This is a genomic window from Rhodococcus sp. 14-1411-2a (assembly GCF_002259485.1).
Taxonomy (GTDB): Bacteria; Actinomycetota; Actinomycetes; order Mycobacteriales; family Mycobacteriaceae; genus Rhodococcoides.
The window spans coordinates 82,224-97,833 of sequence record NZ_NPGA01000007.1 but is presented as its reverse complement, the minus strand read 5'-3'; the positions used below and the strand labels follow the sequence as shown (position 1 = coordinate 97,833).

General features: G+C 63.7%; 14 protein-coding genes and 1 pseudogene. 9 read left to right on the top strand and 6 right to left on the bottom strand.

Translation table 11 applies throughout. From position 1 onward, the window contains the following. Positions 1–9 precede the first annotated feature (9 nt). Positions 10–1,374: a DUF1254 domain-containing protein gene (locus CH291_RS02385; RefSeq protein WP_176460572.1), complete on the top strand. Its 1,365-nt coding sequence runs from the start codon at positions 10–12 to the stop codon at positions 1,372–1,374. 17 nt (positions 1,375–1,391) lie between these two features. Here the strand turns inward: CH291_RS02385 and CH291_RS02380 are convergent, their stop codons facing one another. The 6 genes and pseudogenes from CH291_RS02380 to CH291_RS02355 all read right to left on the bottom strand — a co-directional run. Further along, complete coding sequence (locus tag CH291_RS02380) at positions 1,392–2,411, bottom strand: NADP-dependent oxidoreductase (protein ID WP_094686620.1); 1,020 nt, start codon at positions 2,409–2,411, stop codon at positions 1,392–1,394. A 32-nt stretch (positions 2,412–2,443) separates the two neighbouring features. Continuing rightward, complete coding sequence (locus tag CH291_RS02375; protein ID WP_094686761.1) at positions 2,444–3,463, bottom strand: ABC transporter substrate-binding protein; 1,020 nt, start codon at positions 3,461–3,463, stop codon at positions 2,444–2,446. A gap of 40 nt (positions 3,464–3,503) precedes the next feature. Beyond that, positions 3,504–5,696, bottom strand: a complete 2,193-nt coding sequence (locus tag CH291_RS02370) for a 3-hydroxyacyl-CoA dehydrogenase NAD-binding domain-containing protein (RefSeq protein ID WP_094686619.1) — start codon at positions 5,694–5,696, stop codon at positions 3,504–3,506. Between the two features lie 36 nt (positions 5,697–5,732). Further along, positions 5,733–6,944 carry an acetyl-CoA C-acetyltransferase gene (locus tag CH291_RS02365; protein WP_068046672.1) on the bottom strand — a complete coding sequence of 404 codons (1,212 nt, stop codon included), beginning with the start codon at positions 6,942–6,944 and terminating at the stop codon, positions 5,733–5,735. Positions 6,945–6,983: 39 nt separating this feature from the next. Beyond that, positions 6,984–7,361, bottom strand: a complete 378-nt coding sequence (locus CH291_RS02360; protein ID WP_068046924.1) for a hypothetical protein — start codon at positions 7,359–7,361, stop codon at positions 6,984–6,986. A gap of 69 nt (positions 7,362–7,430) precedes the next feature. Then, positions 7,431–7,727 (bottom strand): annotated as a pseudogene (locus CH291_RS02355) (nuclear transport factor 2 family protein); the annotation flags it as partial. 91 nt (positions 7,728–7,818) lie between these two features. Between CH291_RS02355 and CH291_RS02350 the strand changes: the two are divergent. From CH291_RS02350 to CH291_RS02315, 8 genes are all read left to right on the top strand, one after another. Beyond that, positions 7,819–8,952 (top strand): acyl-CoA dehydrogenase family protein, encoded by a 1,134-nt coding sequence (locus CH291_RS02350; protein ID WP_068046675.1) that lies wholly within the window; start codon positions 7,819–7,821, stop codon positions 8,950–8,952. 104 nt (positions 8,953–9,056) lie between these two features. Next, a complete protein-coding gene (locus tag CH291_RS02345; protein WP_032366859.1) occupies positions 9,057–9,845 on the top strand; it encodes an enoyl-CoA hydratase/isomerase family protein in 789 nt (262 codons plus the stop codon). Between the two features lie 48 nt (positions 9,846–9,893). Continuing rightward, positions 9,894–10,283 carry a Zn-ribbon domain-containing OB-fold protein gene (locus CH291_RS02340; RefSeq protein ID WP_068046677.1) on the top strand — a complete coding sequence of 130 codons (390 nt, stop codon included), beginning with the start codon at positions 9,894–9,896 and terminating at the stop codon, positions 10,281–10,283. Continuing rightward, a complete protein-coding gene (locus tag CH291_RS02335) occupies positions 10,280–11,431 on the top strand; it encodes a thiolase family protein (RefSeq protein WP_094639730.1) in 1,152 nt (383 codons plus the stop codon). Before CH291_RS02340 ends, CH291_RS02335 begins: the two co-directional genes overlap by 4 nt. A gap of 25 nt (positions 11,432–11,456) precedes the next feature. Continuing rightward, a complete protein-coding gene (locus CH291_RS02330; RefSeq protein ID WP_256980702.1) occupies positions 11,457–12,665 on the top strand; it encodes an acyl-CoA dehydrogenase family protein in 1,209 nt (402 codons plus the stop codon). Next, positions 12,662–13,621, top strand: coding sequence for a phosphotransferase family protein (locus tag CH291_RS02325; RefSeq protein WP_094686618.1), 960 nt, complete (start codon positions 12,662–12,664; stop codon positions 13,619–13,621). Before CH291_RS02330 ends, CH291_RS02325 begins: the two co-directional genes overlap by 4 nt. A gap of 30 nt (positions 13,622–13,651) precedes the next feature. Next, positions 13,652–14,854 (top strand): acyl-CoA dehydrogenase family protein, encoded by a 1,203-nt coding sequence (locus CH291_RS02320; RefSeq protein WP_094668586.1) that lies wholly within the window; start codon positions 13,652–13,654, stop codon positions 14,852–14,854. Then, positions 14,851–15,609 carry an SDR family NAD(P)-dependent oxidoreductase gene (locus CH291_RS02315; protein WP_094686617.1) on the top strand — a complete coding sequence of 253 codons (759 nt, stop codon included), beginning with the start codon at positions 14,851–14,853 and terminating at the stop codon, positions 15,607–15,609. Before CH291_RS02320 ends, CH291_RS02315 begins: the two co-directional genes overlap by 4 nt. The last annotated feature ends 1 nt before the right edge of the window (position 15,610 follow it).

Below are 15,610 nucleotides of genomic sequence, written 5' to 3'. Positions count from 1 at the left end.
TTTTCACCGATGCGCACTTACGACCCGAGTTCGGCCGATCAGATCGCTGCGATCGATGCGGCGGACGTACACCCGTCGGAGGCCATCGACCGGCAGCACTGGGCGCAATCACTGGCGATGCACGCCGTGGTCTACGGCTTGCCATCGGTGTATCAGTACGCCGGGATGTGCGACGCGTGTGCCCCGGCCGTCAGCGACGGGCCTTGGGCGCTCAACGCTCTGGTTCACGAGCGTACGATTGCCGGTGCAGATTTCCAGGCCTTCCGGGTCCCCAATGTCGATACGCTGTATTCCAATGCCTGGCTGGACCTTTCGGATGGACCGATCGTCGTCGTACTTCCCGATTTCGGTAGTCGGTACTACACGCTGAATTTTTTGGACGCCTACAGCAACGCCAGCAATGTCAGTCGGCGTACGCACCCCGAACAGCCGCGTGCGTTGCTCGTGGCGTGTTCGGACTGGACCGGTTCGGTTCCCGACGGTATGGAGGTGTTCAGAGTCGCCACACCGATCATGTGGTTGTTGATGCGGATACAGGCGTTCGGAGATTCGGACCTGCCGACCGTGCACGGTCTGCAGGATGCGGTCACGATCGACGCACCGACCGCGTCGGCACACGCGTGGCCGGCGGTCGATCCTCGTGCGGTCGAAGTCTCCTCGGAGGCGTTCTTCACGGCCCTCGATGTGTCGCTGTCGGTGAACGGAGTGCCGTTCACCGACATAGCCCACGTGCACCAATTTCTTCAGCTCGGGGTGGGTACGGGCACCTTTTCCGTGCACGACCTCGATGAGGACACACAGAAAGGCCTGGAACAGGGTTTCGATTCAGCGATGACGATGTTGTCCCGCTCTCGATCGCTGCTGGGGCGTCGTACCGAAACCGGCTGGACGCGGGTGCTCGGCAAGGGTGCACACGGGCACAACTTCTTTGCACGTGCGGTCATGAACTACGTCGGTCTCGGCGCGAACGTTGTCGAGGAGAACTGCTCGTACAACACCTACGTCGACCACGATGGACAACGACTGTCGTGCGAAGGCGGAGATGAATACCGCATCGAATTTTTCGCTTTACCTCCGGCACAGGCCTTTTGGAGCATCACACTCTACGACGCAAAGACCGGCTGGTTGTACGACGCACCCGGGAAGAAGCATTCGGTGGGATCAGCGGTCAATGGAGGCGACGGAGCATCGGGACCGTCGACGATCACAGTGAGCGCATCGCCGCTCACGACCGACCGTCCCGACCACGCCTGGCTTCCGGCGCCCCAGCATCCGTTCTTCCTGGTCCTGAGGATCTATCAACCGGCCGAGGATGCCCTGAGCGAGCGATGGACGCCGCCGCGCGTCGTGCAGTCGAACGCCGGACCGCTCTGAACCGGTGCGTCAGAGGTTCACAGTCGGCACAGCGTCTTTCCGCTGGTTCGTCCGTTGAGTAGATCGACCAGTGCGGCGGAGGCGTGCTCGAGGCCGTCGTAGATCGATTCCTCGTAGATCATGGTTCCGTCGGTCAGTCGGCTTCCGACAGTGGATCGCATCGTGTCGTAGAGATGGCCGAACGAGCCGGCTCGAAACCCTCGTACCGACAAGCTCTTGGCGGTGATCTGAAACAGGTTCGACGGCAACGTGTTCGATGACTCGTAGGTGGAAATTGCGCCGCACATCGCGACCCGTCCTTGGGGTCGGAGCGCGTCGAGGGCGGCGGTGAAGTGAGAACCGCCTACGTTGTCGAAGTATGCGTCGATCCCGTCCGGGGCAGCCCGCGCGAGCAGGCTGCCCACGTCGCCGTCGTGGTAATCGAACGAGCTGGAGGCTCCGAGGGCATCGACCAGGTGATCGGCCTTGCGTCGGCTGCCTGCGGACGCGATCACCGTGCACCCGTGGTGGGCGGCGAGCTGGGTAGCGATACTGCCGACTGCTCCTGCGGCGGCCGAGATCCAGACGGTATCGGACGGTCGGATGCCCATGACCTCGAAGAGGCCGACATAGGCCGTGAGGCCGGAACTGCCCAGCGGGCCGAGATACCACTGTTGGGGCCAGTCGTGGGCGTCGATTCTGGTGAGGGTGCCCGCGCCGCCCAGCCCGCCGGCCGCGGCGGAAACCACTGCGAAGTCGCGGTAGCCGTGCATGTGCGACACCAGATCTCCGGGCCGAAAGTCCTCGTGCCGTGACTCGACGACGATGCCGAGTGCCAATCCCACCAGCGCATCTCCGCTCCGGAGGGGTGGGAGATATCCGGACGGTGCCGATTCACCCAATCGCAGACGAATCGACGGATCGATCGAGAGCCAGGTATTTCGTACCAGCACTTCGCCATCGAGCAGTGGGGCGAGCGGGATGTCCGTCAGCTCCAGCTGTTCGGTCGTGAGTTTTCCGCTCGGATATGAGGTGAGGCAGAGGGTTCGGCTGTTCATGGTCGCGCTGGGCTTCCTTCGAGTCCGAGATTTCAGTTGAACTTGCTTTCCCACTCCTGTTGGAACTGCGAGACCTTCTCGGGCGTCAGTGAATCCGTATCGGGCAGCGGGATGTTCTGGGCCGACGCGACCGAGTTCTCGATGTCGGGCAAGGCGCTGCCGTAGCCTTTCGACAGAGCGCGCTGCCCGTCGGCCGACACCATGAAGTCGGCCAGCACTTGTGCGGCATTGGGATGCGGAGCCGAGGACAACACGTGGGAGTAGTACGGCGCACCCCACGCCGGATCGGGAAGTGTCCAGTCGACGGGTGCGCCTGCGTCCTTCTCCCGGACCAGTGGCGGCACCATCGGCGATGCGGCGATCTCACCGGAGCTCAATGCCTGAGCGACGGCCAGCGCGCCCGGGTAGACCCGAGGTTCCTGCGCAGCGAGCTTGTCCAGGAAACCGCCACCGGTCCAGTTCTCGTCGAAGAATCGGTACTCGTCGACAACCGCGGCGAACCCGGCAGGATTCACGACGCCGATCCGGCCTTTCAACACCGGATCCAACAGGTCCTGCGGGGAGGAAAGCCCGGCAGGAACTGCATCGGTGTTCCACCCGAGCGCAAATATTGCTGCGCTGGTGAGGAAGAACGTATCGTTCAGCACGCTGGTCGACCGAGCGTACGCCGAGTCGTCGAAGGCCGGCCCGACTATCGTTGTCGAGTAGGTGCCCGATTCGGACGCAGTCGCGATCCACGCCGGATCGGTCGACATGTGTACGTCGGCCGTTCCACGGCCGGTCCGGGCTTCGGTCTCCACCCGCGGGTTGAGCTCGACGTCACTGCCGCGCGTGAACTCGAGATCGATGTCGGGATACTTCGCTTCGAAAGCGGTCTCCAGTGTCGCGAGGTTCTCGGGATGCTGACTGGAGTACAGGTGCACGGTCCCTTCGGCACCGGCCGCGGCCACAACGTCGTCCCATGTGCCCTGTACCGGTCCGGATTCGGCTTCCTGCGAGGATTGCCCGCACGCCGCAGCAACGAGAGTCACTGCGGCAATTCCGACGGACATCACCGATCGACGTAGTGCGTTCACAGCATTCTCTCTTCGTTCAGGACGCGAGTGTATGGACACGCTCTCCGCGCGTTGCTCTGTTCACCAGAGACTGGGGTGGCTCGAAGTGAGCCCCGTACTTCGAGGCCAATTCTCGTGCTCGGTCGACGAAGCCGGGCAGCCCGCCGTCGTATTGATCGATGTACTGGATGACGCCCCCGGTCCACGACGGGAATCCGATACCCAGCAGCGACCCGATGTTCGCATCGGCCACGCTCGTCAACACACCTTCGTCGAGGCATTTGACCGCCTCGATCGCCTCGGCGAACAGCATCCGTTCCTGCATGTCCACGAAAGGAATTCGAGTCGAACCCGAATCGAAAGACGTGCGTACGCCCGGCCAGATCCCGGTTCTCGTGCCCGATTCGTCGTAGCTGTAGAAACCGCCGCCGCCGGCACGCCCGGGACGATCGAGTTCTCCGACCATCTTGTCCATCACCGCATCCGAGCCGTGTCGGCGAGGCGGCTTGCCTTCGCTCGCCAGCGCGCGTTCGTTCTCCTTGCGGATCCTCTGCGACAGAGACAAAGTCACTTGGTCCATCAACTGCAGAGGTGGGACGGGGTAGCCGGCCTGCGCACCCGCTTGCTCGATGAATACCGGGTTGACGCCCTCGCCGACCGCGGCCATCGCTTCGTCGAGGAACGCGCCGATCACCCGTGAGGTGAAGAACCCACGACTGTCGTTGACGACGATGGGGGTCTTGCCGATCCGGAACACGAAATCGACGACCTTGGCCACTGTCGAGTCGGAAGTCTCTCGGCCACGGATGATTTCGACCAGGGGCATCTTGTCGGCAGGGGAGAAGAAGTGGATTCCGATGAAATTCTCGGGTCGGCTGACGCCGTCGGCCAAGATCGAAATGGGAAGCTGGGAGGTGTTGGAGCCGAGGACGATATCGGCGGGAACGATACCGTCGAGCTCCCCGAACACCCGATTTTTGACGTCCACGGATTCGAATGCCGCTTCGATCACGAGATCGGCTGCGGCGCAGTCGGCCGCGTCCGCGGTCGGCCGGATCCGGTCGAGCAGTGCCGCCGACCTCTCGGCCGTCGTCGACCCCCGCTCGAGGGCTTTCGCTTCGAGCTTCTCGGCGTAGAGTTTTCCGCGGTCAGCAGCGGCCTGGTCGAGGTCTTTCAGTACGACCTCGATACCGGCCCTGGCGCACACGTAGGCGATGGCGGCACCCATCATTCCTGCCCCGACGACCGCTACGGTACGGGCGGTGAACGTGTCGTGGCCGGCCGGGCGTGACGTGCCGCGTCGGATGGTCTGCATGTCGAAGAAGAACGCACGAATCATGTTCTGTGCGACTCGATCGGTCATCAGAGAGACGAAGTAGCGGGTCTCGATGCGATCCGCGGTGTCTACGTCGACCGACGCGCACTCCGCTGCGGCGGCGAGTATCGCCCTCGGTGCCGGGGCGGGTGCGCCCTTGAGCTGCTTACGCAGCAATGCCGTTGCGGCCAGCAGATTCTGAGCAACGGCAGGATCGGTCGGTCCACCACCGGGAATCTCGAAACCCTTGACGTCCCACGGCTGCACAGCCGACGGGTTCTCGGCGATCCACGCCTTCGCCGCCGGAATCAACTCGTCCACACCGGCAACGGTGGCGTCGATCAGCCCGAGCTTCGTCGCGTCGGCCACCGAGTGCTGCTGGCCTTTCGTCAATACCTTCGCCAGGGCGGCATCGATTCCCATCAGCCGGATCGTTCTGACGATCCCGCCGCCCCCGGGCAACAATCCGAGCGTGGCCTCGGGGAGACCGATTCGGGTGCCCGGCAGGTCCGCTGCGATGCGGTGATGGGTGTGCAACGCAATCTCGAAGCCGCCGCCGAGAGCTGCGCCGTTGATCGCGGCCACCACGGGGCGACCGAGAGTCTCGAGCCGTCGCAGAACGCCCTTGATCCCGTCGATCCGTTCGGTCAAGGCACGTGCGACGTCGCGCTTGTCTGCATCGCCGGGGTCGGCCGTCATGTCGCCCAGATCGCCGCCCGCGAAGAACGACTTCTTGGCCGAGGTGATCACGACACCGGTGATGTCGTCCTTCTCGGCTTCGAGCCGCTCGACAGTGGCGGCCATCGACGCGATGTACGTATCGTTCATCGTGTTCGCGCTCTTGCCTGCGTCGTCCATCGTGAGTACGACGATGCCGTCGGAACCGCGTTCCCATCCGATCATGTTCTCGCTCATGTTTTCTCGTATTTCTCTGTGTCGACGATGGGCAGTTCAGAGGCGTTCGATGACGGTGGCAACACCCATGCCGCCGCCGATGCACAGGGTGATCAGGCCGTAGCGGCCACCGGTTCGTTCCAGTTCGTCAAGCACGGTGCCCACCAGAATTGCGCCGGTGGCCCCGAGCGGGTGGCCCATCGCAATCGCTCCGCCGTTGACGTTGGTCTTCTCGTGCGGGATGTCGAGGTCCTTCATCCACTTGAGCACCACGGAGGCGAATGCCTCGTTCAGCTCGAACACGTCGATGTCGTCCACGGTCAGGCCCGCTCGCTTCAACACGGCCACCGTGGCCGGGGTCGGACCGGTGAGCATGATCGTCGGTTCGCTGCCGACCTGAGCGGTGGCCACGATGCGGCCACGGGGAACCAGGCCTGCGCGTGCTCCGGCCGCGTCGCTACCGATGAGAACCAGGGCGGCACCATCGACGATCCCCGACGAATTACCGCCGGTGTGAACATGATCGATGCGTTCGACATCGACGTACTTCTGCAGCGCTACGTCGTCGAAACCCGCGGCTTTGCCCAGCGCGGCGAAGGCCGGCTTCAATGTGCCCAGGCTGCCGGTGGTGGTTCCCGGGCGCCGGTGCTCGTCGTGGTCGAGCAGGGTGACGCCGTTGAAGTCCTCGACCGGAACGACGGACTTCTTGAAATAGCCTGCACTCCAGGCGGCCTCGGCGCGTCGTTGGGACTCCGCCGCGTAGGTGTCGACGTCGTGACGAGAGAAACCCTCGACCGTAGCGATCAGGTCGGCACCGATTCCCTGCGGAACGATGTAGAGGTCGTATGCGGTGGCCGGGTCGGTGAACAGGGCACCGCCGTCGCTGCCCATCGGTACCCGAGACATCGACTCGACGCCGCCGGCGATCACCAGATCGTCCCAGCCGGACGCGATCTTCTGGGCGGCCAGGTTGGTCGCTTCGAGCCCGGACGCGCAAAAACGATTGATCTGGGTGCCGGGGACCGATTCCGGGAGGCCCGCCACCAATGCGGCTGCGCGCGAGATGACCGCGCCCTGTTCTCCGACAGGAGAGACGACGCCGAGGATGACGTCGTCGATGTCGGATGGATCCATATCGGGGAATCGAGCCCGGAGTTCGGTGATCAACCCCGCGACGAGGTCCACCGGCTTGGTGCCGTGCAGCGATCCGTTGCGCCCCTTGCCTCTCGGGGTACGAATGGCCTCGAAAATCAGTGCTTGCTCAGGCATCTCGCTCTTTTCTTCTCTGTTTCGCGAGCCGATCGGCTCCTAGTCGAACGCCAATTCCGGCGTGCGGGCGATGAGCAACCGTCGGACGTGCCCGTTGTCGTCGAGTTGGGCCGAGGCGTTGAACGACGCCTCGAAGGCTCCGTCGCGGGTGGTCCGTCCCAGCACCATCTCGGTGCCGTCGACCGACGCGCCGCGATCGAGATGATGAATCAGGGTGCTCTTCTCGCGTTGCTGGAGGTAGGCGACGAGCCCGTCGCGGTCGCCCACGAACTCGGCTGCCTCGCCGTGTCCCTTGGAAAACTGCACGGACATACGGAAGTCCGCCGAGATCATGGTCAGGACCCGATCCGGGTCGTCGGAATCCATGTACTCGAACCAGCGCTGGAGAGTCGGCGTCGGTTGCATGTTCGAGTTCATCGACGATCCTTCATCGGTATCGAGGAGGGCGAATTCGGCATCGAACGAGACCTGGTACCGGTCGATCAGGCCGTCCGAGCGCATGTGCATGACCCCGACGAAATAGCCCGTGGTCCGATCGCCCTCGGTCACCGCGCCGTGTACGAATTGCAGGTCGTGGTCGACGGACGATCGGAGAACTCGGTGCTTTCGGTCGACGGGAGGCCGACCCGCCAGGTATTCGAGCATGGCGGCCCGTCCGGTCTTTCGATTGGCCCCGCCCGGCAGGATCATCGAGAAGGCGACGTCCTCGGCGAGCATCGCAACCGCCTCGTCCAGGTGCCCGGCGTCCAGGGTGGCGTAATACTCCACAATCTCCAATGGCATGAATTGAACTTAGTTCAGGCAAACCCTGTTTGTCGAGCGTTTCACCCGTTAGAGTTCGTACAAGAATTGAATTCAACTCGAGTGGAGCGACATGACCTCATCTCACCGCGACGCACAAGTCCCCTGGCCTCGTTCGGAGCCGCCGGCGCTGACGCCCGGCAGCGAGCAGGCCGAGATACGCGAGACCATCCGTGGAGTGCTCGCCAAGTACTCGACGATCGAGCAGGTGCGCGCCGCTGCGGACTCTGCCCCTGGCTACTCGGTCGAACTGTGGAAACGCCTGGTCGACGACATGTCCGTAACCGCCATGGCTGTTCCGGAGGAGTCGGGTGGACTCGGCTACGGCATGGTCGAGCTCGGCATCGTTCTGGAGGAATGTGGTCGCGCTCTGGTTGTCGAACCCGTCTATCAGCATGCGGCCGTCGGCGTTCGCGCCATGATGGAGGCGGGTAACTCAAACCTGCTCGAGGGAGTTCTCGGCGGCACCACGGTTGCCGCAGTGAGCGCACTGACCGCCGAGTCCGACGACGTCGATGCCGACCGGACCGACGACGGGTGGGTCCTGAGCGGACAGGTGCGGTTCGTCGTCGGAGGTGGAGCAGCCGATCTCGTGGTCGTCAGTGCCCGATGCCCGGACGGCGTCGCACTCTTCGGCGTGTCTGCGAAAAGCTTTTCCGCGCTGCATGATCGACGCGTCGTCGACTCCACAAGGCGACAAGCGGACGTTTCGTTCGACCGCGCCCCGGCGACGCTTCTGGTGCCGGCCGAGAAGGCCGGCGACGCAATCGCGCGGATACAGGACGTGGCGACTCTGGCGCTCGCGTGCGAGAACACCGGTATCGCCGACGCCCTACTGCAGATGACTCTCGATCACGTCGAGACGCGTCATCAGTTCGGCCGTCCCATCGGTTCGTTCCAGGCGATCAAACACCGGTTGGCAGACATGTTGATCGAACTCGAGCGGGCCAGATCGGCCGCCCGGTATGCCGCTGCGGTGCACGACGAGGATCCCGACGAGGCCCGTCTGGCGATTGCCGTCGCGGGTGCTGTGTGTGGCGACGCCGCGGTGCACGTGGCCTACGAGGCCGTGCAACTGCACGGGGGAGTGGGGTTCACGTGGGAGCACGCTGCACACAGTTACTTCCGCCGAGTTCTGGGAAACGAAGCGCTGCAGGGGGATTCGCGGGCACATCGGGCGCGGATCGCCGATTTCCTTGCCGTGTAGACCGATTGCTGCGGTCGCCGGGGATCGGCTATTGACGCCATCGCCTCGATGATCAATACTGAAGTGAATCCAGTTCAAATTGCACACTCTCGAAAGGCTGTCACATGATCGACACCGACCACATTCTGTTGGAGAAGGACGGCGACGTCGCTCGCGTCTGGCTCAACCGCCCGCACAAGAAGAACGCTGTCACAGTAGAGCTGCTGCATCGTCTGGACGAGATCATCGTCGAGGTGGACAACGATCCGAACCTCAAGGTTCTCGTGCTCCGCGGAGTCAACAACACCTTCTGCTCGGGCTTCGACCTCGACGAATTGCTGTCGGACTTCATCGGCACTACTACCGCAATGGACGTCGCCGTCCTGTCGGCGAAGGTGTGCGATCGTCTGTACTCCATGAACACTCCCTCCGTTGCGGTGCTTGAGGGTTACGTCACCGCCGGTGGATTCGAACTGATGATCTCGTGCGACTTCGCTATCGCGGCGGACGACGCAAGAATCGGCGACTTCCACATCCGCCGTGCATTGTTCGGTGGTGCCGGCCCGATCTACCGCCTGCCCCGCATGATCGGTATCCGGAAGACCAAGGAACTCATGCTGACCGGCAAGCTGCTCTCGGGCACCGAGGCGGTCGACTTCGACCTGATCAATGCGTCCGCGCCGGCCGAGGACCTCGACAAGACCGTCGACGAGTTCATCGGGAACCTCACTGACAAGAGCCCGTTCATGATGAAGCTGACCAAGATGTGCATCGACCGCGGTCTGGATGCAGACATCCAGTCGCTCATGGTCATGGAGCATCTCGCAGTCGGCAATGCACTCCAGTCCGAGGACGGCAAGGAGGGCGTCACCGCATTCCTCGAGAAGCGTGAGCCCAAGTGGGTCGGGCGCTGATCCGCACCACGTCCGCGTTCTGACCGAACAGCCCGAAAGGCAGCATCAATGGAGCAGGCAACGGCCGTCGCACTCGAGGGCAGCAAGTGCACGGTGTGCAGTACCGTGGCTTTCCCCGCGAGTGAGATGTGCAGCAGGTGTGCCACACCCACTGCGGAGAACATCACCCTGAGTACGCGAGGCAACCTGTGGGCCTACACGATTCAGCGTTTCGCGCCCAAGTCTCCTCCATACGTGCCACCGGTCGGAGGGTTCGTGCCCTTCGCAGTCGGCTACGTGGAACTGCCCGAGGGCATCAAGATCGAAGCGATCATCGACTGTGAGAGCTTCGACGAACTGGATGGGGCACCGGTGCGTCTGACGTCCACCGTGCCGGTGCCCCGATTCGCGGTCGACACACTCGGTCCGCGACCGGAATCGACAGGAATGACGCAGTGACACAGAATGTCTCGATCATCGGTGCCGGTCTGTCCAAATTCGGACGCCAGCCAGGAGTGTCCGGTCGTCAGATGGCCGTCACCGCGATCGGCAGCGCGTTGCGCGATGCCGGTCTGGCCTGGCCGGATGTGCAGGTCGCGTTCGGTGGTAGCGACGGCTCGGGTCTCGCCGATACTCTAGTCGCCGAACTCGGGTTCACCGGTATCCCGTTCACCAACGTCAAGAACGGTTGCGCAACAGGCGGAAGCGCGTTGTTCTCGGCCGTCAACGCGGTGCGTTCGGGCTCCGCGGACGTCGCCTTGGCGGTGGGTTTCGACAAACATCCGCGCGGCGCTTTCGATCCACGACCGGCCGAATGGGGACTACCCGACGGCTACGGCGAGGCCGGCTTGATGGTGACCACTCAGTTCTTCGGTGCCAAGATCTCCCGGTACATGCGGCGACACGACATCTCGAGTCGGACGCTGGCCCTGGTCGCCGAAAAGGCCTACCGCAACGGAGTTCTGAACCCCAATGCCTGGCGTCGGGAAGCAATGGATGCCACGACCATCGCCGAAGCCGACATGGTCAACGATCCGCTCACCCGTTACATGTTCTGCTCGCCGGGTGAGGGGGCAGCAGCGATCGTCGTTGCCAGCGAGGAATACGTCGAGCGCGCGGGTGGTCGTCCGATCAAGCTCGCCGCCATCACCCACCGGACCCGCCGGTTCGGATCCTTCGAGGTGTTCAGTCCGTCCATCCAAGGTGAGGGCGAGCCGACGAGTGTGAGCGCCGACGCTGCACGCGCAGCCTTCGAGCAGGCCGGTATCACCCCGCAGGACGTAGACGTCGCGCAGCTTCAGGACACCGAGAGCGGTGCCGAAATCATGCACATGGCCGAATGTGGGTTCTGTGAGCCCGGCGAGCAGGAAGCCCTGATCGCGGCGGGGGAAACCGACATCGGTGGGCGACTGCCGATCAACACCGACGGTGGATGCATCGCGAACGGAGAACCCATCGGGGCCTCCGGTCTCCGCCAGGTGCACGAGATCGTCACTCAGTTACGTGGCGAGGCCGGCGAACGCCAGGTGCCCGGCAATCCGCGAGTGGGCTTCACCCACGTGTACGGCGCACCGGGCATCAGCGCCTGCACCGTGCTGACAGTCTGACACGACACGAACCCGAGGCAATACAGTGACACAAGGAACGATTTCGGACATCGGTGAATTCACCGACCAGGCAACGGAGTGGTTGAAAACCGTTGCAGCACCGCGAACAGACTCCATCTGGGGCGTCGGTCCCGACACGGTAGCCGTGTTCGAGAACTGGACCGCGGAGGAAGAGCAGGCGCACACCGACGAAATCGCTGCGTACGAGCAGTCGAAGTTCGATGCCGGGTGGGGCGCGTTGAACTCACCGATCGAGTACGGCGGTCGCGATCTGCCACTGTCGTACGTACTGGCATTCAAACGCGTCGAGGACATGTTCGACGTGCCGAAGAGGACCGAGATGTTCTCTGTCACTCAGCAGTTGGTGGCACCCACCATCGCGCAGTGGGGCACCGAACAGCAGCGGACGAGGTTCGTCCGCGCGATGCTTCGTGCCGACGTCATTGCATGTCAGTTGTTCTCCGAAACCGAGGCCGGTTCCGACCTCGCGGCGGTACGGACACGAGCGGCGCAGGCCGACGACGGCTCATGGACGATCGACGGGCACAAGGTGTGGACGTCGGGGGCGCGGGTCGCGGACTACGGAGTCGCTCTGTGCCGCAGCGACTCCACCGTCGCCAAGCACGCCGGTCTGACCATGTTCCTGATCCCGATGGACGCGCGGGGGGTGGACGTACGCCCCATTCGTCAGATGACAGGGGGAAGCTCGTTCAACGAGGTGTATCTCGACGGCGTGCACCTGAGCGACGACTACCGGCTGGGTCCGGTCGGCAAGGGCTGGCAGGTCGCACTGACGGTGCTCGCGGCCGAACGTCTCGACGGCGGCAACCTCGGTCTGGCGAACGCGGATCGCGCTGTGGCCCTTGCCCAGAACCTCGGCCGCGAGCTGACCGAGATCGAGCGCGACGCCGTGGCCGATCTGGTGACACGTAGTTTCGTGCAGCGAATCGGCAACATGAGAGTGGCCGGTGCCGTCATCGCCGGCAACGATCCAGGTCCGGAAGCATCGTTGGGAAAGCTCCTGGCCACCGACACGATGGCCAGGACCTCCGAAGTCGCGCGCTTGCTGCTCGGGCGTGAACTGACGTCCGACTCGGGAGGGTGGGGCACGTTCGCGTGGTCCGAGCACCTACTCGGGGCCCCGGGATATCGAATTGCCGGCGGTACCGACGAGATTCAGCACAACATCATCGCCGAGCGTGTGCTCGGTCTGCCGAGAGAGCCACGACCGTGACCGAATCCTCACTGCGCACTCGTGTGACCGCCGCGCTGCATGCCGAGCTGGGCGTCACCGTCAGTACATTCGAACCGCTCCTCGGCGGCCATTCCGGATTGACGTATCGAGTGGGAACGTCCGACGGCGACTTCGTCGTCAAGGCCGTCCCGGAGGGTCAGCGTTCGGTCGGGCGGCACGACATGCTCCGGCAGGCATCCATTCTGCGTGCGCTCGCCGACACAGACGTGCCGGTACCGGCAATCGTGGCGGTCGACGAGCAGGAGCCGGCGTGGTTCGCGATGGAACTCGTCGTCGGTGAATCACTCGAACCGGTCCTGGACGACCCCGAGGTGGAATCGAGCATCGCTGCCGCTCGCATGCGGCGAGCCGCAGAGGTGCTGCCGGCATTGCATGCCGTGCCGCTCGAGCGCATTCCCGATACGGGCGACACTCTCTCGCCGGCAGACGAATTGGACCGATGGTCCAAGACGCTCGCTGCGGTTCCGGTGGAACTCGTCGAGGGTGCCGACGAGCTGGTTCGACTGCTCCGCCGAGACATTCCGACCGCGATCACACCCACACTCGTCCACGGGGACTATCGGTTGGGAAACATCATTTCCAACGGTCTCGAGCCGGCGGCTCTGATCGACTGGGAGATCTGGAGCGCAGGTGATCCACGCGTCGAATTGGGATGGTTTCTCGTCTTCGCCGACGGCACCAATTTTCCCGGTGTCGGCCGCGACGTGCCCGGTCTGCCCAGTACCGACGAACTGATCGCCTGCTATACCGGGAGCGGTCCGGCGCTGCCGGACATGACCTGGTTCGACGCCCTGGGACGGCTGAAGATGGCGGCGATCATGGGCCACAACCTGCGTCGGCACCGCGAGGGGCGGCATATCGACCCGGATCAGGAAAAGCTGCCCGCGACCATCCGCAGGTTGATCGACACCGGCACCGCATTGCTCGCGCGCTGACGCACCATCACTCGACAGGAGCACACGGAAGTGGACTTTTCCTACTCACAGCGGACGGCCGAATTGTCGGCCACGCTCGAAACATTCATGAACGAACACGTCTATCCGGCCGAGAGTGTCTACGACGCTCAGATCGCCGCGAACGACAATCCGCACGAGCAACCGCAGATCATGCGAGACCTGCAGGCACGCGCTCGTGAACTGGGGTTGTGGAATTTGTTCATGACCCACGACGACCTCGGTGCCGGGCTGACCAATCTCGAGTACGCGCCGCTCGCCGAGATAGTGGGCCGTTCCATCATCGGGAACGAAGCGATCAACTGCTCTGCACCCGACACCGGAAACATGGAGATCCTGGCCATGTACGGCACGGAGGCGCAGAAGGAGCAGTGGCTGAAGCCGCTGTTGAACTGCACCATTCGCTCTGCCTTCGCCATGACCGAACCCGATGTCGCCAGCTCGGACGCCACCAACATCACCTCGACCATCACTCGTGACGGGGACGAGTACGTCGTCAACGGCCGAAAGTGGTACACCTCCGGCGTTCTCGATCCCGACTGCAAGCTCATGATCTTCATGGGGAAGTCGGATCCGGACAGTTCCACCTACCGCCGGCAGAGCATGATTCTGGTTCCCGCCGACGCCCCCGGCGTAGAGGTGGTGCGCGACCTGCCCATGTTCGGGTTTCAGGATCGGCTGGGGCACGGCGAAGTTCAGTTCACCGACGTGCGCGTGCCCGCCGCCAACATGCTGGGAGAGGAGGGTGACGGATTCGCGATCGCACAGGGCCGACTCGGGCCCGGCCGCATGCACTACGCCATGCGGGCGATCGGCATGGCCGAGCGTGCTCTGGAAATGATGTGTCGGCGCTCGCTCGTTCGGCAGGCGTTCGGCGGACCGTTGTCCGATCAAGGTGTGGTGCGTGAGTGGATTGCTCGTAGCCGTATGGAGATCGATCAGATCCGCTTGCTGGTGTTGAAGTCGGCATGGTTGATGGACACTCGCGGAAACGCCTCGGCCCGTTCGGAAGTGGCCGCGATCAAGGTGGCGGCGATGGAAGTTGCCCACAAGGTCGTCGACCGAGCGGTGCAGACCTACGGCGCGGCCGGAGTCAGCAACGACACCATTCTCGCTCGGCTGTATGCCATCACCCGAGCTCTGCAGATTGCCGACGGCCCCAACGAGGTCCATCTACGGACCATCGCTCGACTCGAGGTGAAGAGGTACTCATGAGCACACCGAAATTGGACGGCAAGGTCGCCTTGGTGACAGGGGCGAGCCGTGGGCTCGGTCTGGCGATCGCGCGCGGACTGAAGGACGCAGGAGCGACGGTCATCGTGTCGAGCCGCAAACTCGACGCCTGCGACAGTGCAGTCGCGAGCCTGGGCGACTCGGGCCCGGGCAGCGCACATCCGTACGCACTGCACGTGGGGCATTGGGACAGCATCGAACCGGCCGTCGACGACATCATCACGCGATTCGGGAGCCTCGACATCGTCGTCAACAACGCCGGGATCGCGCCGCTGGCCGCGAACCTCGTGTCGGTCACCGAAGGACTGTGGGACAAGACGATCGAGGTCAATCTCAAGGGTCCGTTCCGGTTGATGGCCGTGGCGGGGGACCGGATGGCGGCTGCGGGAGGTGGATCCATCATCAATATCTCGAGCATCGGTGCCGAGCGGCCGAGCCCACCCGAGGCGATGTATGCAGCAGCCAAGAACGGGCTCAATGCACTGACCCGCGCGTTCGCTCAGGAGTACGCACCCACCGTGCGCGTCAACTGTGTGATGCCCGGCGGTTTCGCCACCGACATGTCCGAGAACTGGGACCAGGAGTTCATCGGCAAGATTGTCGATCGGCTCCCGGCCGGGCGGCTGGGGCGGCCCGACGAGCTTGCCGGATTGATCACCCATCTCGCCTCGGACGAAGCCGGATACACGACGGGCGCGATCATCCCGGTCGACGGCGGCCGTACCTCCGTGTATTGAC